This window comes from Nonomuraea phyllanthi, assembly GCF_006334985.2.
GTDB classification, from domain to species: domain Bacteria; phylum Actinomycetota; class Actinomycetes; order Streptosporangiales; family Streptosporangiaceae; genus Nonomuraea; species Nonomuraea phyllanthi.
On record NZ_VDLX02000033.1, the window covers coordinates 36,060 to 51,309 of the forward strand.

The following is a 15,250-nucleotide window of genomic DNA, read 5'->3' on the forward strand; positions in this document are numbered from 1 at the left end:
TCCACCCCCACACCAGGCCCATTTCGCGACCCGCACCCGGCTCAATACCGTGGGGGCATGAAGGTCCCCCGCCCGTGGTCGGCCCGCGCCTGGCTCGACACGTCCCACGTGATGATCGGGCTGCCGGTCGCCGTGCTGCTCGGCGGGCTGACAGTCCTCCTGGTCGCGTGGCCGCCGCTGCTGATGCGCAGCGTGCCGCGGTTCACGGGGGTGCAGCGCTCCAGGTTCGAGGCGTTCCTCGACGCGCGTATCCCGCCCGTGCGCTCCCCGAGCAGCTGGCGCAGCCCGGCCACGTGGCGGCAGATCGGCTACCACCTGCTGTCCCCGTTCGTGGGCGTGGCGGGCGCGCTGCTCGTGGCGCTGGCGTGGGGAGGCGCGGTGGTGGGGCTGCTGGCGTTCCTGCCGAAGAAGTTCCAGCCGCCGCCGCTGGAGTTCGTGTTCGACCTCAGGAACGGGAAGGTGATCGCCGTCTACATGGTGATCGGGTTCGTGCTGCTGCTGCTCGCGCCGGTGCTGGCGCGCGGCATGGCGGCGCTGGACCTGTCGGTGGCGCGCACGCTGCTCGGGCCGAGCCGTTCGGAGCTGGGCCAGCGGATCGAGACGCTGACCGAGAGCCGGGCGGGCGTGATCGACGCGGCCGACGCCGAACGGCGCAGGATCGAGCGCGACCTGCACGACGGCGCCCAGCAGCGGCTGGTCTCCCTGGCCATGAACCTGGGCCTGGCCAGGGCCACCCTCACCGACCTGCCCGAGCCGGCCCGCGAGGCCATCGCGCAGGCCCATGAGGAGGCCAAGCAGGCGCTGAAGGAGCTGCGCGACTTCGTCCGCGGCCTGCACCCGGCCGTGCTGAACGACCAGGGCCTGGACGCGGCGCTGTCCGGCGTGGCGGCCCGCGCGCCGTTCCCCGTGAAACTCCACGTCGACATCGAGCGGCGTGTCACTCCGACCATCGAGGCGGTGGCGTTCTTCATCGTGTCCGAAGCACTGACCAACATCGCCAAGCACGCCGCGGCCACCAAGGCCGAGGTGAGCGTGCGGCGCGAGCGCGAGCGCCTGCACGTGCTCGTCTACGACGACGGCTGCGGCGGCGCCCGGATGGACGGCGGCACGGGGCTGCGCGGCCTGGCCCAGCGGGTCGACTCGGTGGACGGGAGACTCCGGCTGTCCAGCCCCCTGGGCGGCCCGACGACGATCGAGGTGGACCTGCCGTGCGAGTAGTGCTGGCCGAGGACTCCGTACTGCTGCGCGAGGGTCTGATCCGGCTCCTGGACGCCTCCGGCATGCAGGTGGTGGCCGCCGTGGACGAGGCCGAGGGGCTGTTGCGGGCGGCCGAGGAGCACCGGCCCGAGCTGGTCATCACCGACGTCAGGATGCCGCCCACGCACACCGACGAGGGCCTGCGGGCCGCGCTCGTGCTGCGCCGCCAGCAGCCCGGCCTGGCGGTCCTGGTGCTCTCCCAGTACGTCGAGGAGCGCTACGCCGCCCAGCTCCTCGCCTCCGCGGCGACGGGCGGCGTCGGCTACCTGCTCAAGGACCGGGTGGCCGACGTGACGGAGTTCATCGACGCGCTGCGCAGGGTGGCCGCCGGCGGCACCGCGCTCGATCCCGAGGTGGTCGCCCAGCTCCTGCTGCGCGGCAACAGCGACCCGCTCGAACGGCTGACGCCCAGGGAGCACGAGGTGCTCAAACTGATGGCGGAGGGCCGCTCCAACGCCGGCATCGGCCAGGCCCTGGTGCTCAGCGAGGGCGCGGTGGGCAAGCACATCGGCAACATCTTCACCAAGCTCGACCTGTCGCCGGCCGAGGGCGACCACCGGCGGGTCCTGGCCGTGCTGCAGTTCCTCAAGATCAGGAGCCTGCCGTGAGAACCGCCTGGCGGGTGGCGGGCGCCCTGGCGACCGTGGTCGCGCTGCTGCTGTCCACGATGGGGCTCTGGCGCACCTTCGCCGACGCCAGGACGCCGACGGACGTCGCGGAGCGCTCCATCCCCTTCGACGGGAAGAGCCTGCGGATCGAGGTCGCCGCGGGCGACCAGGTGAGCCTGGACATCATTCCGGGCAGAGCAGGCGCCCTGCTGGTCCAGAGGGTGCTGCGGTGGTCGCGGGGCCGCCCGGACGTCACCGACCTCTGGGACGCCAAGACCGGCACCCTGCGGCTCGGCGCCGTGTGCCCCGGCTCCGACCAGCCCGGCGGCCCCGTCTGCCGGGCCGACTACTTGGTGTTCATCCCGCCCGAGACCGACCTGGAGGCCGACACGACCGGTGGCAACCTCTCCGTCAGCGACCTCTTCGGCAAGCTGCGCCTGTCCTCCGTCTCCGGCGACATCGAGGCCGACGACATCACCGGCGCCTTCTGGGCCAGGAGCGGCACGGGGAGCGTCGCTGCGTACAGGCTCGACGTCGAGCGGGCCGACGTGGAGGTCGGCGCGGGAGACGTGAAGCTGTCGTTCACCAGCGTGCCCACCGACGTCAAGGCGGTGGTGCGGACGGCGGGCGACGTCGTCCTGGAGGTTCCGCCGGCCGCCTATGACGCGACGGTGGAGGCGGCGGAGACCGACGTCAACATCGAGCAGCGCCCCGAGGCGAAGCGGAAGATCCTCGCGAGGGCGCCCAGCGGCCACGTGTTCGTCTGCTGTGAGTGAAGATCCTTGAGATCTGTTTACTCTGGTGAGGGGTTGGTAAGTTCCGGGCATGGAGTCTGCGAAGCACGCCGGTGACGCCGCCGTCGCCGTGTCCAAGGCCTACGGCGTCGAGACCATGTTCACCCTCTCGGGAGGGCACGTCTTCCCGCTCTACGACGGCGCCGTGCACGAGGGCATGCGGATCCTCGACGTCCGCCACGAGCAGAGCGCGGTCTTCGCGGCCGAGGCGACGGCCAGGCTGACCCGCAGTCCCGGGCTGGCCGTGCTGACGGCGGGCCCCGGCATCACCAACGGCGTCAGCGGTGTCGCGACCGCCCACTTCAACGGCTCCCCCGTGGTCGTCATGGGCGGCCGGGCACCCCAGTCGCGCTGGGGCAGCGGCGCGCTCCAGGAGCTGGACCACCCGCCTTTGCTCAAGCCGATCACCAAGCTGTCGTTCACCGCGACCGACGCCGAGTCCGTCGGCCAGGACGTCGAGGTGGCCTTCCGCACGGCGGTCGCGCCGCACCGCGGCCCGGTCTTCCTCGACGTCGCCATGGACCACCTGTTCTCGCCCTCGCCGGCCCACGAGGTGCGCACGCAGTCGCCGTCGCCGCTGGAGCCCGACCCCGACGACCTGGCCTCCATCGCCCGCCTGCTGGCCGAGGCCGAGCGGCCGGTGCTGGTGTTCGGCTCCGACGTGTGGATGGACCGCGCCGAGGAGGCCGCCCGCGACTTCGCCGAGACCTGGCGGCTGCCGGTCATCCCCAACGGCCAGGGCCGCGGCATCCTGCCCTCGGGCCACGAGCTGCTCGTCACCCGCGCCCGGGGCCTCGCCTTCGGCCAGGCCGACCTGGTCATCGTGGTCGGCACCCCGCTCGACTTCCGGCTCGGCTACGGCTGGTTCGGCGGCAAGGAGGGGGCGCCGCTGGCCCGTGTCGTGCACATCGCCGACGCGCCCTCGCAGCTGGCCACCCACATGCAGCCGGCCGCGTCCGCCGCGGGCGACCTGTCGGTGGTGCTGTGGAGTCTCGGCGCCGCCTGCGGCGACGCCGGGGTCAAGCCCGACGCCTACTCCTCCTGGCTGTCGAAGCTGGCCGACGCCGCCGCCGCGGCCACCGCGAAGGACGCCGAGCTGCTGGCCTCCGAGTCCGACCCGATCCACCCCATGCGCGTGTACGGCGAGCTGGGCAGGGTCCTGGCCGACGACGCCGTGGTGATCGGCGACGGCGGCGACTTCGTCTCCTACGCGGGCAAGTACGTCGAGCCGAAGCAGCCGGGCAACTGGCTCGACCCGGGCCCCTACGGCTGCCTCGGCACCGGCCTCGGCTACTCCATCGCCGCCCGCCTGGCCAGGCCGTCCTCGCAGGTGGTGCTGCTGCTCGGCGACGGCGCCGCCGGCTTCTCGCTGATGGACGTCGACACCCTCGTCCGCCACCGCCTTCCGGTCGTCATGGTCTGCGGCAACAACGGCATGTGGGGCCTGGAGAAGCACCCCATGCAGCTCCTGTACGGCTACGACGTGGCCGCCGAGCTCCAGCCGCAGTGCCGCTACGACCAGGTCGTGACCGCACTGGGCGGGGGCGGCGAGCTGGTCACCAAGCCGTCGGAGATCGGGCCGGCGCTGCGCAGGGCGTTCGACTCCGGCATCCCCTACATGGTGAACATCGCGACCGACCCGCAGGTCGCCTACCCCCGCAACACGACGGGGGTGTGAGCCCTACGACTTGGGCGTGGCGCTGACGGACGGGCTCGGGCTGTTCTCCGGGCACACGCCGTCGACGACGACGAGCGTCACCTCCTTGGTCACGTCCCATGCCGTCCCGGCGCCCGGCCTGGTCTCGCTGATCTTGCCGCAGCGCATGCCGTTGCGGGTGGAGGTCCTGTCGTCGGGCTTGATGTCCTCGAACCCCGCCGCGGCCACCCGCTCCTGGCCCTGCAGGAACGGCAGGCCGACCACCTTCGGCATCCGCACCTTCTTGACGCTCGGCGTGGGAGTGCTGCTGGGGGTGCCCGAGGGCGTACTGGTCGGCGTCTTGGTGACGCTCGGCGTGCTGGTCGGCGTCTTCGTCGGCTCCCTGGTCGGCTTCGGCTCCGTGACCCGGGTCGTCGGACGGGTGATCGTCCGCTCGGGTTCCCGCGTCGGCTCCTCCGTGGGCTCCTGAGTCTTCGTGGGCGGCGCGGTCGTTTCGGGGATGTCCTCGCGGTTGCCCTGTGGAGCTTCGGTGACCATGACCGGCCCGGGCGTCATGCCCGTGAGCGCGATCGCCGTGGCGCCGGCGCCGAGCACCACCGCGGCGGCGACACCCATGATCAACCCGGTCCTGCGCGGAGCCTTGGCGGCCCGGCGGCCGCCCCCGCGCCGGTCGGAGACCGTCGTGGTCTCCTCCTGCGGGCGCGCCTGGTGCATCCCCGTCTGGTACGACTCCACCGGTGGCACGGTCCCGGTGGACGGCGCGGGAGCCAGTGCCTGCTCGGGGACCGCCGGGGTCTGCCCGTTGGCGATGGCCCTGGCCGCCTCGCTCATCGCCCTGGCCGACGGGTAGCGCCTGGCCGGATCCTTGGACAGCGCGACCTCGACCAGCGTGCGCACCGCCGGGGGGATCTCGGCGGGCAGCGGCGGCGGCGTCTCGCGGATGTGCTTGAGCGCGATCGTGACGGCGCTGTCGCCGTCGAACGGCCGCTGCCCCACCAGGCACTCGTACGCGACCACGCCGAGCGCGTAGATGTCCACGGCGGGCGTGACGGGCGCGCCCTCGGCCTGCTCGGGGGCGCAGTAGGCGGCGGTGCCGAGCACCATGCCGGCGTCGGTGAGCCGGTTGGCCATGTCGGAGCGGGCGATGCCGAAGTCGGTCAGCACCAGCGTGCCGTCGCGCTGCACGAGCAGGTTGCCCGGCTTGACGTCGCGGTGCACGATGCCCTGGTCGTGGACGGCCTGCAGGGCCGACGCGGCCTGGGCGATGAGTTCCATGGCCGGCTGTGGCGGGATCCGGCCCAGCCTGGACAGTAAGCGGTCGAGCGGCTCGCCGTCGACGAACTTCATCACGAGGTAGACGGTGTCGCCGCTGACCCCGTAGTCGTAGACGTCCACGACGCCGGAGTGGTTGATCGTGGCCATCGCCCGCGCTTCCCCCTGAAAGCGAGCGACGAACCCGGGGTCCTCCGTACGGCCGGGAAGCAGCACTTTGACGGCGACGGTGCGGGCCAGGACGATGTCCTCGCCGCGCCACACCTCGCCCATGCCACCGGCGCCGATGCGGGTATCCAGCCGATAACGCCCCGCCAGCGTCGTCCCTTGGGCCACCATGTCTCCCCCGTTACCCCCCTACGTCTGTAACCTCTCGCACCCCGCGGCTCTCCAACAAAGCGAACTTGTGTCGCGGACAGGTAACACAGTGGTCACGGAACTCCGAGAGTGTACGACTCACCTGTCTCACATGCCACTTATATGCCTCAAGCCGTACAAACCCTATCCTGCGGCCTTATGCTCGCACTTGTCCGCGTTTCCGGGAAGTCAGCGGTCCCTGAGTAGGCTGCTCCCATGACACTCGCTCCGGGCCTTCGCTCCCAGCAGCTCATCATGGTCGAGATGGAGGACACCGCGAAGCGGATGCACAGCGGGGACGTGCCGGTGCTCGCCACTCCCCGCCTGCTCGCGCTGGCCGAGGCGGCGACCGTCAGGGCCGTGGAGCAGCACCTGGAGCCTGGCCAGACGACCGTGGGCACCCGGGTGGAGCTGGAGCACCTGGCCGCCAGCCCGCTGGGCACGCACGTGCAGATCGGGGTCGAGCTCACGGAGGTCGACGGGCGGCGGCTGGTCTTCGCCTTCGAGGCCCACGACCGGCATTCCGTCGTGGGCCGCGGCACCATCGAACGCATCGTGGTCGATCGCGCCGCGTTCCTGGCGAGGGCGAGGGAGCGGGCTGCTATTCGATGACGGCGATCAGGTCGCCTTCCTGGATCACGTCGCCCTCGGCCACCTTGAGCTGCGCCACCACGCCGTCGTCCTCGGCCATCACCGGGATCTCCATCTTCATCGACTCGAGGATGACCAGCGTGTCGCCATCGGAGACGGTGTCGCCCTCGCTGACGACGACCTTCCACACGTTCGCCACCATCTCGGCGCGTACCTCAGCCACCGGAACTCCCCTCTTTCACCAATGTGTTCACCTTAGACCCCGCATACGCGCGATCAGGCCCGTGTCGTAGTCGCCCGTGACGAACTCGGCGTTGTCCAGCAGCTCCGCGCAGAACGGCAGGTTGTTCTTGGGGCCTTCGACGACGAACGCGTCGACCGCCTTGCGTCCCCGCTCCAGCGCCTCCGCGCGGGTCTCGCCGTAGACGCAGAGCTTGGCCATGAGCGGGTCGTAGAACGGCGTGACCGTGTTGCCCGCAGCGTAGCCCGAGTCGACGCGCACGCCCTCGCCCTCCGGCTCCTCCCAGGTCGTGATCGTGCCGGGGCCGGGGAAGAACCGCTTGGGGTCCTCCGCATAGACCCGGAACTCGATCGCGTGCCCGGAGGTCGCGGCCCGCACCTCGGGGCTCTCGCCCGCCGCCACGCGCAGCTGCAGCTCCACCAGGTCGAGCCCGGTGACGAGCTCGGTGACCGGGTGCTCCACCTGCAGCCGGGTGTTCATCTCCAGGAAGACGAAGTCCTGCGCGTCGGCGTCGACCAGGCACTCGACCGTGCCCGCGCCGAGGTAGCCGACGGCCTCGCCGGCCCGCGCCGCGGCGGCCAGCATGCGCTCGCGCAGCTCGGGGGTGATGCCCGGGGACGGCGACTCCTCGACGACCTTCTGGTGTCGGCGCTGCACCGAGCAGTCGCGCTCGCCGAGCGCCAGCACGCGGCCGTCGGGCAGGCCGAGGATCTGCACCTCGACGTGGCGGGCCCGCTCGATGTAGCGCTCCAGCAGCACGGCGGGGCCGTCGAGCGCGTCGCCCGCGAACCTCGCCGCCGCCCTGGCCGCCTGCTCGAACGCCTTGGCCAGGCCCTCGTCGTCGTGGGCCACGCTCATGCCGATGCCGCCACCGCCGCCCGCGGTCTTGACCATGACCGGGTAGCCGATGGACTCGGCGGCCTTGAGCGCCAGCGACAGGTCGGTGACCGGCTCGCGGGTGCCCGCGGCGACCGGCACCCCGGCGCTCTCCATGAGGTTACGGGCGTTGATCTTGTCGCCCATCTTGTCGATGGCCTCGGGCGCGGGCCCGATCCACACCAGCCCGGCGTCGATGACGGCCCTGGCGAACGCGGAGTTCTCCGCGAGGAACCCGTATCCCGGGTGAATCGCCCTGGCGCCGGTCGCGCGGGCGGCCTCCAGCACCTTGCCGACGTCGAGGTAGCTCTGCGCGGGGCTGGCGGGGCCGATCAGCACGGCCTCGTCGGCCTCGCGCACGAACGGCAGGTCGCCGTCGGCCTCCGAGTGCACGGCGATGGCGCGCAGCCCCAGCCGCTTGACCGTGCGGATGATCCGCCGCGCGATCTCCCCTCGGTTGGCGATCAGGACAGGTCCGAGCGTCTCAGTAAGCACTCGACAACCCTAAGGCCGTGACCGGCTCGCCTCCTTTCCACCGAAACCACCGATCCGGCGAGCGCGATCTGTAGGAACCCCACAAAGGTGAGCGGGAGGAACTCCGGGAACGGTTGTACGAGCTAGACCCGGCCGCGGCCGATGACCCGGGTGAGCGCCTCGATCGCGTGGGGGTCGTACGCGCTGCCGGACGACTGCCGGATGCGCTCCAGCGCGGCGCCGGCGCGGTCGCGGTCGGTCGAGGGGCCCACGAGGTCGTCGTAGGCGTTGGCGACCTTGATGATGCGGCTCGACAGCGGCGGGTCGTCGCTGATCGGGTCGCACTGCCGCCTGACCACGTCGGCCACCCGGTCGAGCACGCCGGTCTGCCTGATCACCTCGGCGCCCAGTTCCGCGATGCGCCGCGCCTGCTCGGGCTCGGTGAGCACGGTGGCGCCGCCGGGGATCGGGTCGCGCAGCGAGAGCTGGCCGATGTCGTGCATCAGCGAGGCGTACTCCAGCTCCAGCAGCTCGGGCTCGGCCATGCCCAGCTCCCGGCCGATCGCCACGGCCAGGCGGCTCACCCGGCGCGAGTGCCCCGGCTCGACGTAGCCGCCGACCTCGGTGACCCGCGACAGGGCGCGCACGGTCTGCAGGTAGGTGGCGCGGATCCCGGCGTACTTCCTGAAGGCCACCTGCGTGACCAGCAGCGGCGCGGCGAAGACCAGCAGCGCGACGAGGTCCATGCTGTGCGTGGCCAGCGCCAGCAGCACGCCCGACGAGGCCACGGCCGCGCCCAGCGGGAAGGCCATGTTGAGCTCGTCGCGCACGGCCACCCTGAACGCGGTGCGCAGCTGTTCGGCGCGCAGCAGCGCGGCGATCAGCACGTCGATCATCAGGGTGAGCGCGATGAGCGCCACCATCACGACGAGCGCCGGCCACCAGGTGCTGGTCGGCGGCTTCGTCAGCTCGAAGAGCGGGCCGGCCAGCGGCCGGAAGGCGAAGGCCAGCAGCGCGCCGGTGAGCAGCCGGCGCGCCATCGCGTCGAGCCGGGGCGGGCGGCCGACCGCCAGGTGCGGCAGCGCCCCGGCCAGCATCCCGACCGCGATCACGGCCACGACCTGCAGCGCGGAGTGGCGCAACGGGTGCTGGCTGAGGTCGAGCAGCAGCGTGTAGCCGAGGGCGGCGGCGGCGCCGATGGGCGCGACCTCCCTGTTGCCCGGCATGGTGAGCCTGGCCAGCTCGCCGACCGCGATCAGCGCGCCGAACCCGAGCGCGATCTCGGCGCGGTCGAGCCCGACGGCGGCGGTGTGGCCGATGCCCGCGACGGCGACCAGCCCCGCCGCGCAGATGAGCAGCAGCTGGCCGGAGTCGAACCGGCGCAGAACCGTGTTCAGGGAGTGTTCGGCGCGCCTCGGCCGCTCTGTGGTGATCATTGCCCGGTCACGACCTCGATGGGCATGGTCGGATCGTCGTGGTCCTTGATCGGCTTCTCGTCGGGCGGCGGCGCCTCCACCCGGCGCGGCGGCTGCCACGGCTCCCGGTCGAGGGCGCGGATGAAGGCCGCGACCATGACCGGGTCGAAGTGGGTGCCGGCCGTCTTGCGCAGCTCGGCGAGCGCCTCGGGGACGGGCCTGGCGCCGCGGTAGGAGCGGTCGGAGGTCATCGAGTCGAACGCGTCGGCCACCGCGATCACCTTGGCGAACTCGGGGATCTCGTCGCCTGCCAGCCCCATCGGGTAGCCGGTGCCGTCGTGGCGCTCGTGGTGGTGCATGATCCCGGCGTACGCCTCGTCGAGGAACCCGATGCCGCGTACGATCTCCAGCCCGCGCATGGGGTGGAGCTGGATGGCGGCGAACTCCTCCTCGGTGAGCGGGCCGTCCTTCTGCAGCACCTTGGTCGGCACGCCGAGCTTGCCCACGTCGTGGAGCATGCCGGCGTAGCGGATGGCCCGCACGCGCTCGGGGCCCATGCCGATCTCCTGGGCGATCATCGAGGAGGCCAGCGAGACCCGCGTGCAGTGGCCCCTCGTGTAGTAGTCCTTCGTCTCCACGGCCTGGCAGAGCGCCGCGATCGTGGCGTCGTACGAGCGCTGCTGCGCGTGATACTGGCCGAACGCCCACCGCGCCACGAACAGCGGCAGCAGCACGAGCACCGCCGAGATCGACTGCACGGTCGCCCAGAGCCCGGCGACGAGCAGCCCGAACGTGCCGTAGCCCAGGTAGGACAGCAGGAACTGGCCCATGCCGCGCATCGGCACCTCGGTGGCCCGCACCCGCGTGGCCAGCCCGATCATGGTCAGCGTGAGCACGATGTTGAGCGGCACGAACACGGCGGTGGCCGCCGCGTAGGGGCCGATGAGGTCGTCGAACGCGTTGACCTGGGGCACCCCGACCTGGCCGTCGAACGCCTCGTAGACCCACCCGGCCACGTAGCCGCAGATGGCGAACTGGGCGCCGTTGAACAGCCGCTTGATCAGCGGCAGCCCGGGGCGCACGCTCACCACCGCGGTCAGCCCCACCAGCGCCGCTCCCTCAGGGCCGAGCAGCACCACGGCCGCGAGCGAAGCGGAGAAGCTGACCGACACGGCGAACTGCTCGACGTTGAGCAGCGTCGGCATCGACTCGCACACCAGGAACAGCAGGGCGAGCACGAGCAGGACGTCGAGGTCGGCCGGGGCCACGGGGGCCCCGGACACGACCACGCTGCGCACGATGAGAGCGGCCGCCGCCCCGATCACGGCGACCAGATAGACCCTTGCTGGCCACGGCAGGTCACGCATTGCGGCCCCCTACGGAGATCAGGTCCAGGACACCCCTGGGGGCAGCGCTCCCCCGATCAGCATGATCACCGGAGTGACCAACAGGATGGCCGTGAGCAGCCGGGCGACCGTTACCTTGAACATCCACACGCCTCCACGTCGTCTACTGGTAGCTCACGCTACAGAAGACGGCGTGGCCGTACGGGCCGAGTCGGAAATCGCAAGCAAAGCGTAATCATGCCACTACGACATGCGATGATTTCTCGCCCATTCGACTGTTTTCTTCACCCCGGTCGAGAGGTCGGTCTGCGGCTCCCAGCCCAGCTCCTCGTGGGCGGGCACCGGGTCGACCGCCATGGCCGGCAGATCGCCGAGGCGCGGCGGCGCGAAGCCCGGGTGGTCGGGGGCGCCCGCCGCGTCGGCGATCAGCGAGTGGAGCCTGCGGTCGGTGGTCTGGATGCCGGTGCCGAGGTTGAACCTGCGCCCGTCGCCGCGCTGGCCGCACGCCCGGACGAACCCGTCGACCACGTCGTCGACGTAGACGTAGTCGCGGGTCTGGGAGCCGTCGCCGTAGACGACCGTGGGCGTGCCGTTGAGCAGCGCGTCGGTGAAGATGGAGACCACGCCGGCCTCGCCGTCGGGCGACTGGCGCGGGCCGTAGACGTTGGAGAGCACCAGCGTGGTGTATTCGATGCCGTGCAGCGCGCGGAACGCGGCGAGGTAGGTCTCGCCGCTCAGCTTCGACGCGGCGTACGGCGAGCGCGGGTCGGGGGACGCGTCGCCGGGCACGGGGATCGTGGCGGGCCGGCCGTAGACGGCCACGGAGGAGGCGAACACGACCTTGCGCGCGCGGCCCTCCTGGGCGGCGGACAGCACGGACGCGATGCCCTCGACGTTGACCCTGGCGTCGTGTCGCGGGTCGGCCACGCTCTTGCGCACGCTGATCTGCGCGGCCAGATGGCAGACGACCTCCGGCTGCAGCTCGGCCACCAGGCCGCTCAGGTCGGGATGGAGCACGTCGAGCACGTGCAGCCGGAACCGGTCGCTCTCGGCCGCCCCGGTCAGGTTGGCGGTGGAACCCGACGACAGGTCGTCGACGACGTCGACGTGATGGCCCTCGGCGAGCAGCCGGTCGACGAGATTGGACCCGATGAAGCCGGCGCCTCCGGTCACCAACACACGCATGGAGTGAATCTTAGTCGGACAGCTCCGACCTTACCTGCGCGATGCGGGCCAGCACCTTGGAGCGCAGGTCCGCCGGGACCGGGTCGCAGCCGCAGTGCTTGTGGACGAGCGCCTTGACCACCTTGTCGAGGTCGTATTCCTTGAGGCACGGGCCGCACTCGTCGAGATGGACGCGGATCTCCACGACGTCTGTCTCGGTCAGCTCGCCGTCGAGATAGGCGTAGACCTTGTCGAGCACCTCACGACAGTCGGTGTCATGCGGCTTGCCACAGCTCATTTCGATCCCTCCGCCGGGACCAGGCCCCGCTCGCGAGCATAGTCCTCAAGGAGGCCCCGGAGCTGCCTGCGCCCCCTGTGCAGTCTCGACATCACGGTGCCGATCGGAGTGCCCATGATGTCGGCGATCTCCTTGTAGGGGAAGCCCTCGACATCGGCCAGGTAGACGGCGATCCTGAACTCCTCGGGCAGGGCCGCCAGCGCCTGCTTGATGTCGCCGTCGGGCAGGTGCTCGAGCGCCTCGACCTCGGCGGACTTCAGGCCGCTCGAGGTGTGGGACTCGGCCCGCGCGAGCTGCCAGTCCTCGATCTCCTCCGTGCCGGACTGTTTCGGCTCACGCTGCTTCTTGCGATAGCTGTTGATGAACGTGTTCGTCAGGATCCGGTAGAGCCACGCCTTGAGGTTGGTGCCCTGCTGGAACTGATGGAACGACGCGAACGCCTTGGCGAAGGTCTCCTGCAGCAGGTCCTCCGCGTCCGCGGGATTCCGGGTCATCCGGAGCGCGGCGGAGTAGAGCTGCTCGAGATACGGCATCACGTCGCGCTCGAATCGCTCGCCTCGCTGCTCCAGCGTCTCCGCGCCTGTCGCGGGCACCGGACCCACCCCCCTAAGATCACCGGTGGCCGGCTGTTGCGGAACACCGTACTCAGGGGAGGATACCCGCTGGCCGGTGAGTCGCCGGTCGGCGGGGAGGGGTCTTACAACAGTGAGCATGCTCGTCGCAACACACCCGCGCCCTTGTCTGTTCCCGCAAGATAGAAGGTACGAAGGACCCGGTGCGGGGAACGTCCATACGTACCGGCTGGTAGCCCTTTTTCCGGACCCAGGAGTCGCGTGTGCTGCCCATTCCGGCCGAGGAACTGAACGGCTCAGGGACGCTCGGGCCGTACTGGACCTTCTATCGCGCCGTCGCCGCCGAACAACTCAACCGATGGCTCCCTGGCCAACCCTCCGTCATCCTTGATCTCTCCGGTGGCCGGGGACGCTGGTCCGGCCAGGCCGCCAGGGCGGGGCACAAGGTGATCGAGGTGCTCGACTTCCGCCGCACCGCCGAAGGACAGTCCCGATTGCGGGACGCCGACCGGGTCCGTCACGTACGCGCCGACGACCTGGCGTTCCTGCCCGACGCGAGCGTCGACGCGGTGCTCGCCGAGGAGCGGGCGCTGTCGATCGAACTGATGGCCGAGTCGGCGATGAACGACGTGGCCCGGGTGTTGCGGCCGGGCGGGCGGGCGCTGGTGTGCGTCGACTCGCTGGTGCTCGGCATGGCGATCCTGGCCGAGCAGGGCCAGTGGCAGCACCTGCGGCAGACCGGCGAGGTCATGCTGGTGCCGTGGCCCGACGGCAGCATCACGCGCTGCTTCAGCAGCGGGCAGCTGCGGGAGCTGCTGGTGGGCGCCGGGCTGGAGGTGGAGTGGATGCGGCCGCGCACGGTGCTGTCGCCGTCCACGGTCGACCACGTGCTCGGGTCCGACGCGCGGGCGCTCAACTATCTGGTACGCACGGAGCTGGAGGCCCACCCGGACGACGACGACACAGTCGGCATCCACCTGGTCGCCAGCTGCCGCAAGCACTGACCTCCGGGCGAGCGGGCGTTCTTCGTGTCCGCCGGCTCGTCCGGCACCTCAGCGGCGCCGCTCCCGCTTGCCCTGGCACTGCACGCACCGGGCGGCCTCGGGGCGGGCCTCCAGCCGCCCTTCCGGCACCGGCTGGGCGCAGTCGACGCACCGGCCGTACACGCCGTCCTCCAGCCGCCTCATCGCCTCGACCACGGCCCGGCGCTGCGCGGTGGCCGCGGTCAGCATGGCCTGCGCGCGGTCGTTGTCGGTCAGGTCGGCGCCCGCGTCGGCCGCCGATCGCTCGCGTACGCCGACGGGATCGCCCCGCAGGACCCTGATCGATCGGTCCAGTTCCGCGAGCATGTCTTGCAGCCGCTCACGAGCGGTCGTGACGTCCACGAATCCGCACCTCCGGGTGAATCACGGCAACCCGCGGCGAGGACTCCCCGGTTGTCCCGCCCGGCGCAATTAGGGGCATTTATTGGCGGTGACACCGAGTAAACGGATGCATCGCTTTCCTCACCGAATGCCCACTTACCGTGCTTCTTACACCTTTAGAAAAGGGCGCCCTCCTCCTCTTCCGGCAGCGGTTTGATGAGGTCCGGGCCGTTGTTTCTGACGTTGTTGACGTCGGTCGAGACCGGGTACGCCGTGAGCCGTGACTGGTCGGCGGGCACCAGCAGCCGCGAAGCCTGCTCGACGTCGGTGAGCTTGGGGTCGAGCCACTCCTGCCAGCGCTCCGGCTCGATCATCATGGGCATCCTGTCGTGGATGCGGCCCAGCTCGTCCTCCGCGTCCGTGGTGATGACGGTGCAGGTCACCAGCCATTTGTGCGGGTCGTCGTCAGCCCGCGACGGGTCCTTCCAGAACTCGTACAGGCCGGCCATCGCCAGCACCCCGCCGTCCTCGGGATGGATGAAGTACGGCTGCTTCTTCTTCTTTTCGCCCTCGACGGGCATCCACTCGAAGTAGCCGTCGGCCGGGAGCAGGCACCTGCGCTTGGCGAACGCGCGGCGGAACGACGGCTTCTCGGCCACCGTCTCGATCCTGGCGTTGATCAGCCGCGACCCGATCGACGGGTCCTTCGCCCACGCGGGCACCAGGCCCCACTTCATGATCCGCAGCTGCCGCACCGCCCGGTCGGCCTGCTCGGGCACCCGGCTGAGCACCGCGTAGACGTTCTTGGTGGGCGCGACGTTGTAGTCGGCGCCGAGCTCCTTGTCCGCGTCGGCGTCCTGCTCGACCTGGAACTCCTCCAGCAGCTCGTGCTTCTTGCGCGCCGAGGCGTATCTACCGCACATGACCCCACACTGCCACGTACGGCTTTCGCTCGCATGTTTGC

General features: G+C 71.0%; 16 protein-coding genes. 6 read left to right on the forward strand and 10 right to left on the reverse strand.

All coding sequences use genetic code 11. From position 1 onward, the window contains the following. The first annotated feature begins 57 nt into the window (after positions 1-57). From FH608_RS48435 to FH608_RS48450, 4 genes are read left to right on the forward strand one after another with little or no spacing between them, the layout of a single operon-like run. A complete protein-coding gene (locus tag FH608_RS48435; protein WP_139637983.1) occupies positions 58-1,218 on the forward strand; it encodes a sensor histidine kinase in 1,161 nt (386 codons plus the stop codon). Beyond that, positions 1,209-1,865 (forward strand): response regulator, encoded by a 657-nt coding sequence (locus FH608_RS48440; protein WP_139637984.1) that lies wholly within the window; start codon positions 1,209-1,211, stop codon positions 1,863-1,865. The genes FH608_RS48435 and FH608_RS48440 overlap by 10 nt, the downstream gene beginning before the upstream one ends. Beyond that, entirely contained in the window at positions 1,862-2,641 is a 780-nt protein-coding gene (locus FH608_RS48445) for a DUF4097 family beta strand repeat-containing protein (protein WP_139637985.1), read from the forward strand. Before FH608_RS48440 ends, FH608_RS48445 begins: the two co-directional genes overlap by 4 nt. A gap of 49 nt (positions 2,642-2,690) precedes the next feature. Continuing rightward, complete coding sequence (locus tag FH608_RS48450; protein WP_139637986.1) at positions 2,691-4,337, forward strand: acetolactate synthase; 1,647 nt, start codon at positions 2,691-2,693, stop codon at positions 4,335-4,337. Positions 4,338-4,340: 3 nt separating this feature from the next. Here the strand turns inward: FH608_RS48450 and FH608_RS48455 are convergent, their stop codons facing one another. After that, positions 4,341-5,927, reverse strand: coding sequence for a serine/threonine protein kinase (locus tag FH608_RS48455; RefSeq protein WP_139637987.1), 1,587 nt, complete (start codon positions 5,925-5,927; stop codon positions 4,341-4,343). A 234-nt stretch (positions 5,928-6,161) separates the two neighbouring features. On the opposite strand from FH608_RS48455, the gene FH608_RS48460 reads away from it, so the two are divergent. Beyond that, a complete protein-coding gene (locus tag FH608_RS48460) occupies positions 6,162-6,557 on the forward strand; it encodes a thioesterase family protein (protein ID WP_226900557.1) in 396 nt (131 codons plus the stop codon). Here FH608_RS48460 and FH608_RS53590 read toward each other — a convergent pair. From FH608_RS53590 to FH608_RS48495, 7 genes are all read right to left on the reverse strand, one after another. Then, positions 6,547-6,759 carry a biotin/lipoyl-binding carrier protein gene (locus FH608_RS53590; RefSeq protein WP_139637988.1) on the reverse strand — a complete coding sequence of 71 codons (213 nt, stop codon included), beginning with the start codon at positions 6,757-6,759 and terminating at the stop codon, positions 6,547-6,549. The two genes, FH608_RS48460 and FH608_RS53590, sit on opposite strands and share 11 nt — an antisense overlap. Positions 6,760-6,786: 27 nt before the next feature. After that, positions 6,787-8,148: an acetyl-CoA carboxylase biotin carboxylase subunit gene (locus tag FH608_RS48470; protein ID WP_139637989.1), complete on the reverse strand. Its 1,362-nt coding sequence runs from the start codon at positions 8,146-8,148 to the stop codon at positions 6,787-6,789. A gap of 122 nt (positions 8,149-8,270) precedes the next feature. Next, a complete protein-coding gene (locus tag FH608_RS48475) occupies positions 8,271-9,563 on the reverse strand; it encodes an HD-GYP domain-containing protein (RefSeq protein WP_139637990.1) in 1,293 nt (430 codons plus the stop codon). Next, positions 9,560-10,909, reverse strand: coding sequence for an HD-GYP domain-containing protein (locus tag FH608_RS48480; RefSeq protein WP_139637991.1), 1,350 nt, complete (start codon positions 10,907-10,909; stop codon positions 9,560-9,562). Before FH608_RS48480 ends, FH608_RS48475 begins: the two co-directional genes overlap by 4 nt. Before the next feature lie 222 nt (positions 10,910-11,131). After that, the gene (locus FH608_RS48485; RefSeq protein ID WP_139637992.1) at positions 11,132-12,073 is read right to left on the reverse strand and encodes an NAD-dependent epimerase/dehydratase family protein; all 942 of its coding nucleotides are present in this window, start codon (positions 12,071-12,073) and stop codon (positions 11,132-11,134) included. A gap of 10 nt (positions 12,074-12,083) precedes the next feature. Beyond that, entirely contained in the window at positions 12,084-12,350 is a 267-nt protein-coding gene (gene rsrA / locus FH608_RS48490) for a mycothiol system anti-sigma-R factor (protein ID WP_139637993.1), read from the reverse strand. Then, a complete protein-coding gene (locus FH608_RS48495) occupies positions 12,347-12,952 on the reverse strand; it encodes a sigma-70 family RNA polymerase sigma factor (RefSeq protein WP_139637994.1) in 606 nt (201 codons plus the stop codon). Before FH608_RS48495 ends, rsrA begins: the two co-directional genes overlap by 4 nt. Positions 12,953-13,185: 233 nt before the next feature. Here FH608_RS48495 and FH608_RS48500 point away from each other — a divergent pair, with 233 nt between their 5' ends. After that, on the forward strand, positions 13,186-13,926 hold the full coding sequence (locus FH608_RS48500; protein WP_139637995.1) for a class I SAM-dependent methyltransferase: 741 nt from the start codon (positions 13,186-13,188) through the stop codon (positions 13,924-13,926). A 48-nt stretch (positions 13,927-13,974) separates the two neighbouring features. Here the strand turns inward: FH608_RS48500 and FH608_RS48505 are convergent, their stop codons facing one another. Together FH608_RS48505 and FH608_RS48510 are read right to left on the reverse strand one after the other, a co-directional pair. Continuing rightward, positions 13,975-14,307, reverse strand: a complete 333-nt coding sequence (locus FH608_RS48505; protein ID WP_139637996.1) for a TraR/DksA family transcriptional regulator — start codon at positions 14,305-14,307, stop codon at positions 13,975-13,977. Positions 14,308-14,462: 155 nt separating this feature from the next. Next, complete coding sequence (locus FH608_RS48510; protein ID WP_139637997.1) at positions 14,463-15,209, reverse strand: SOS response-associated peptidase; 747 nt, start codon at positions 15,207-15,209, stop codon at positions 14,463-14,465. Positions 15,210-15,250 lie beyond the last annotated feature (41 nt).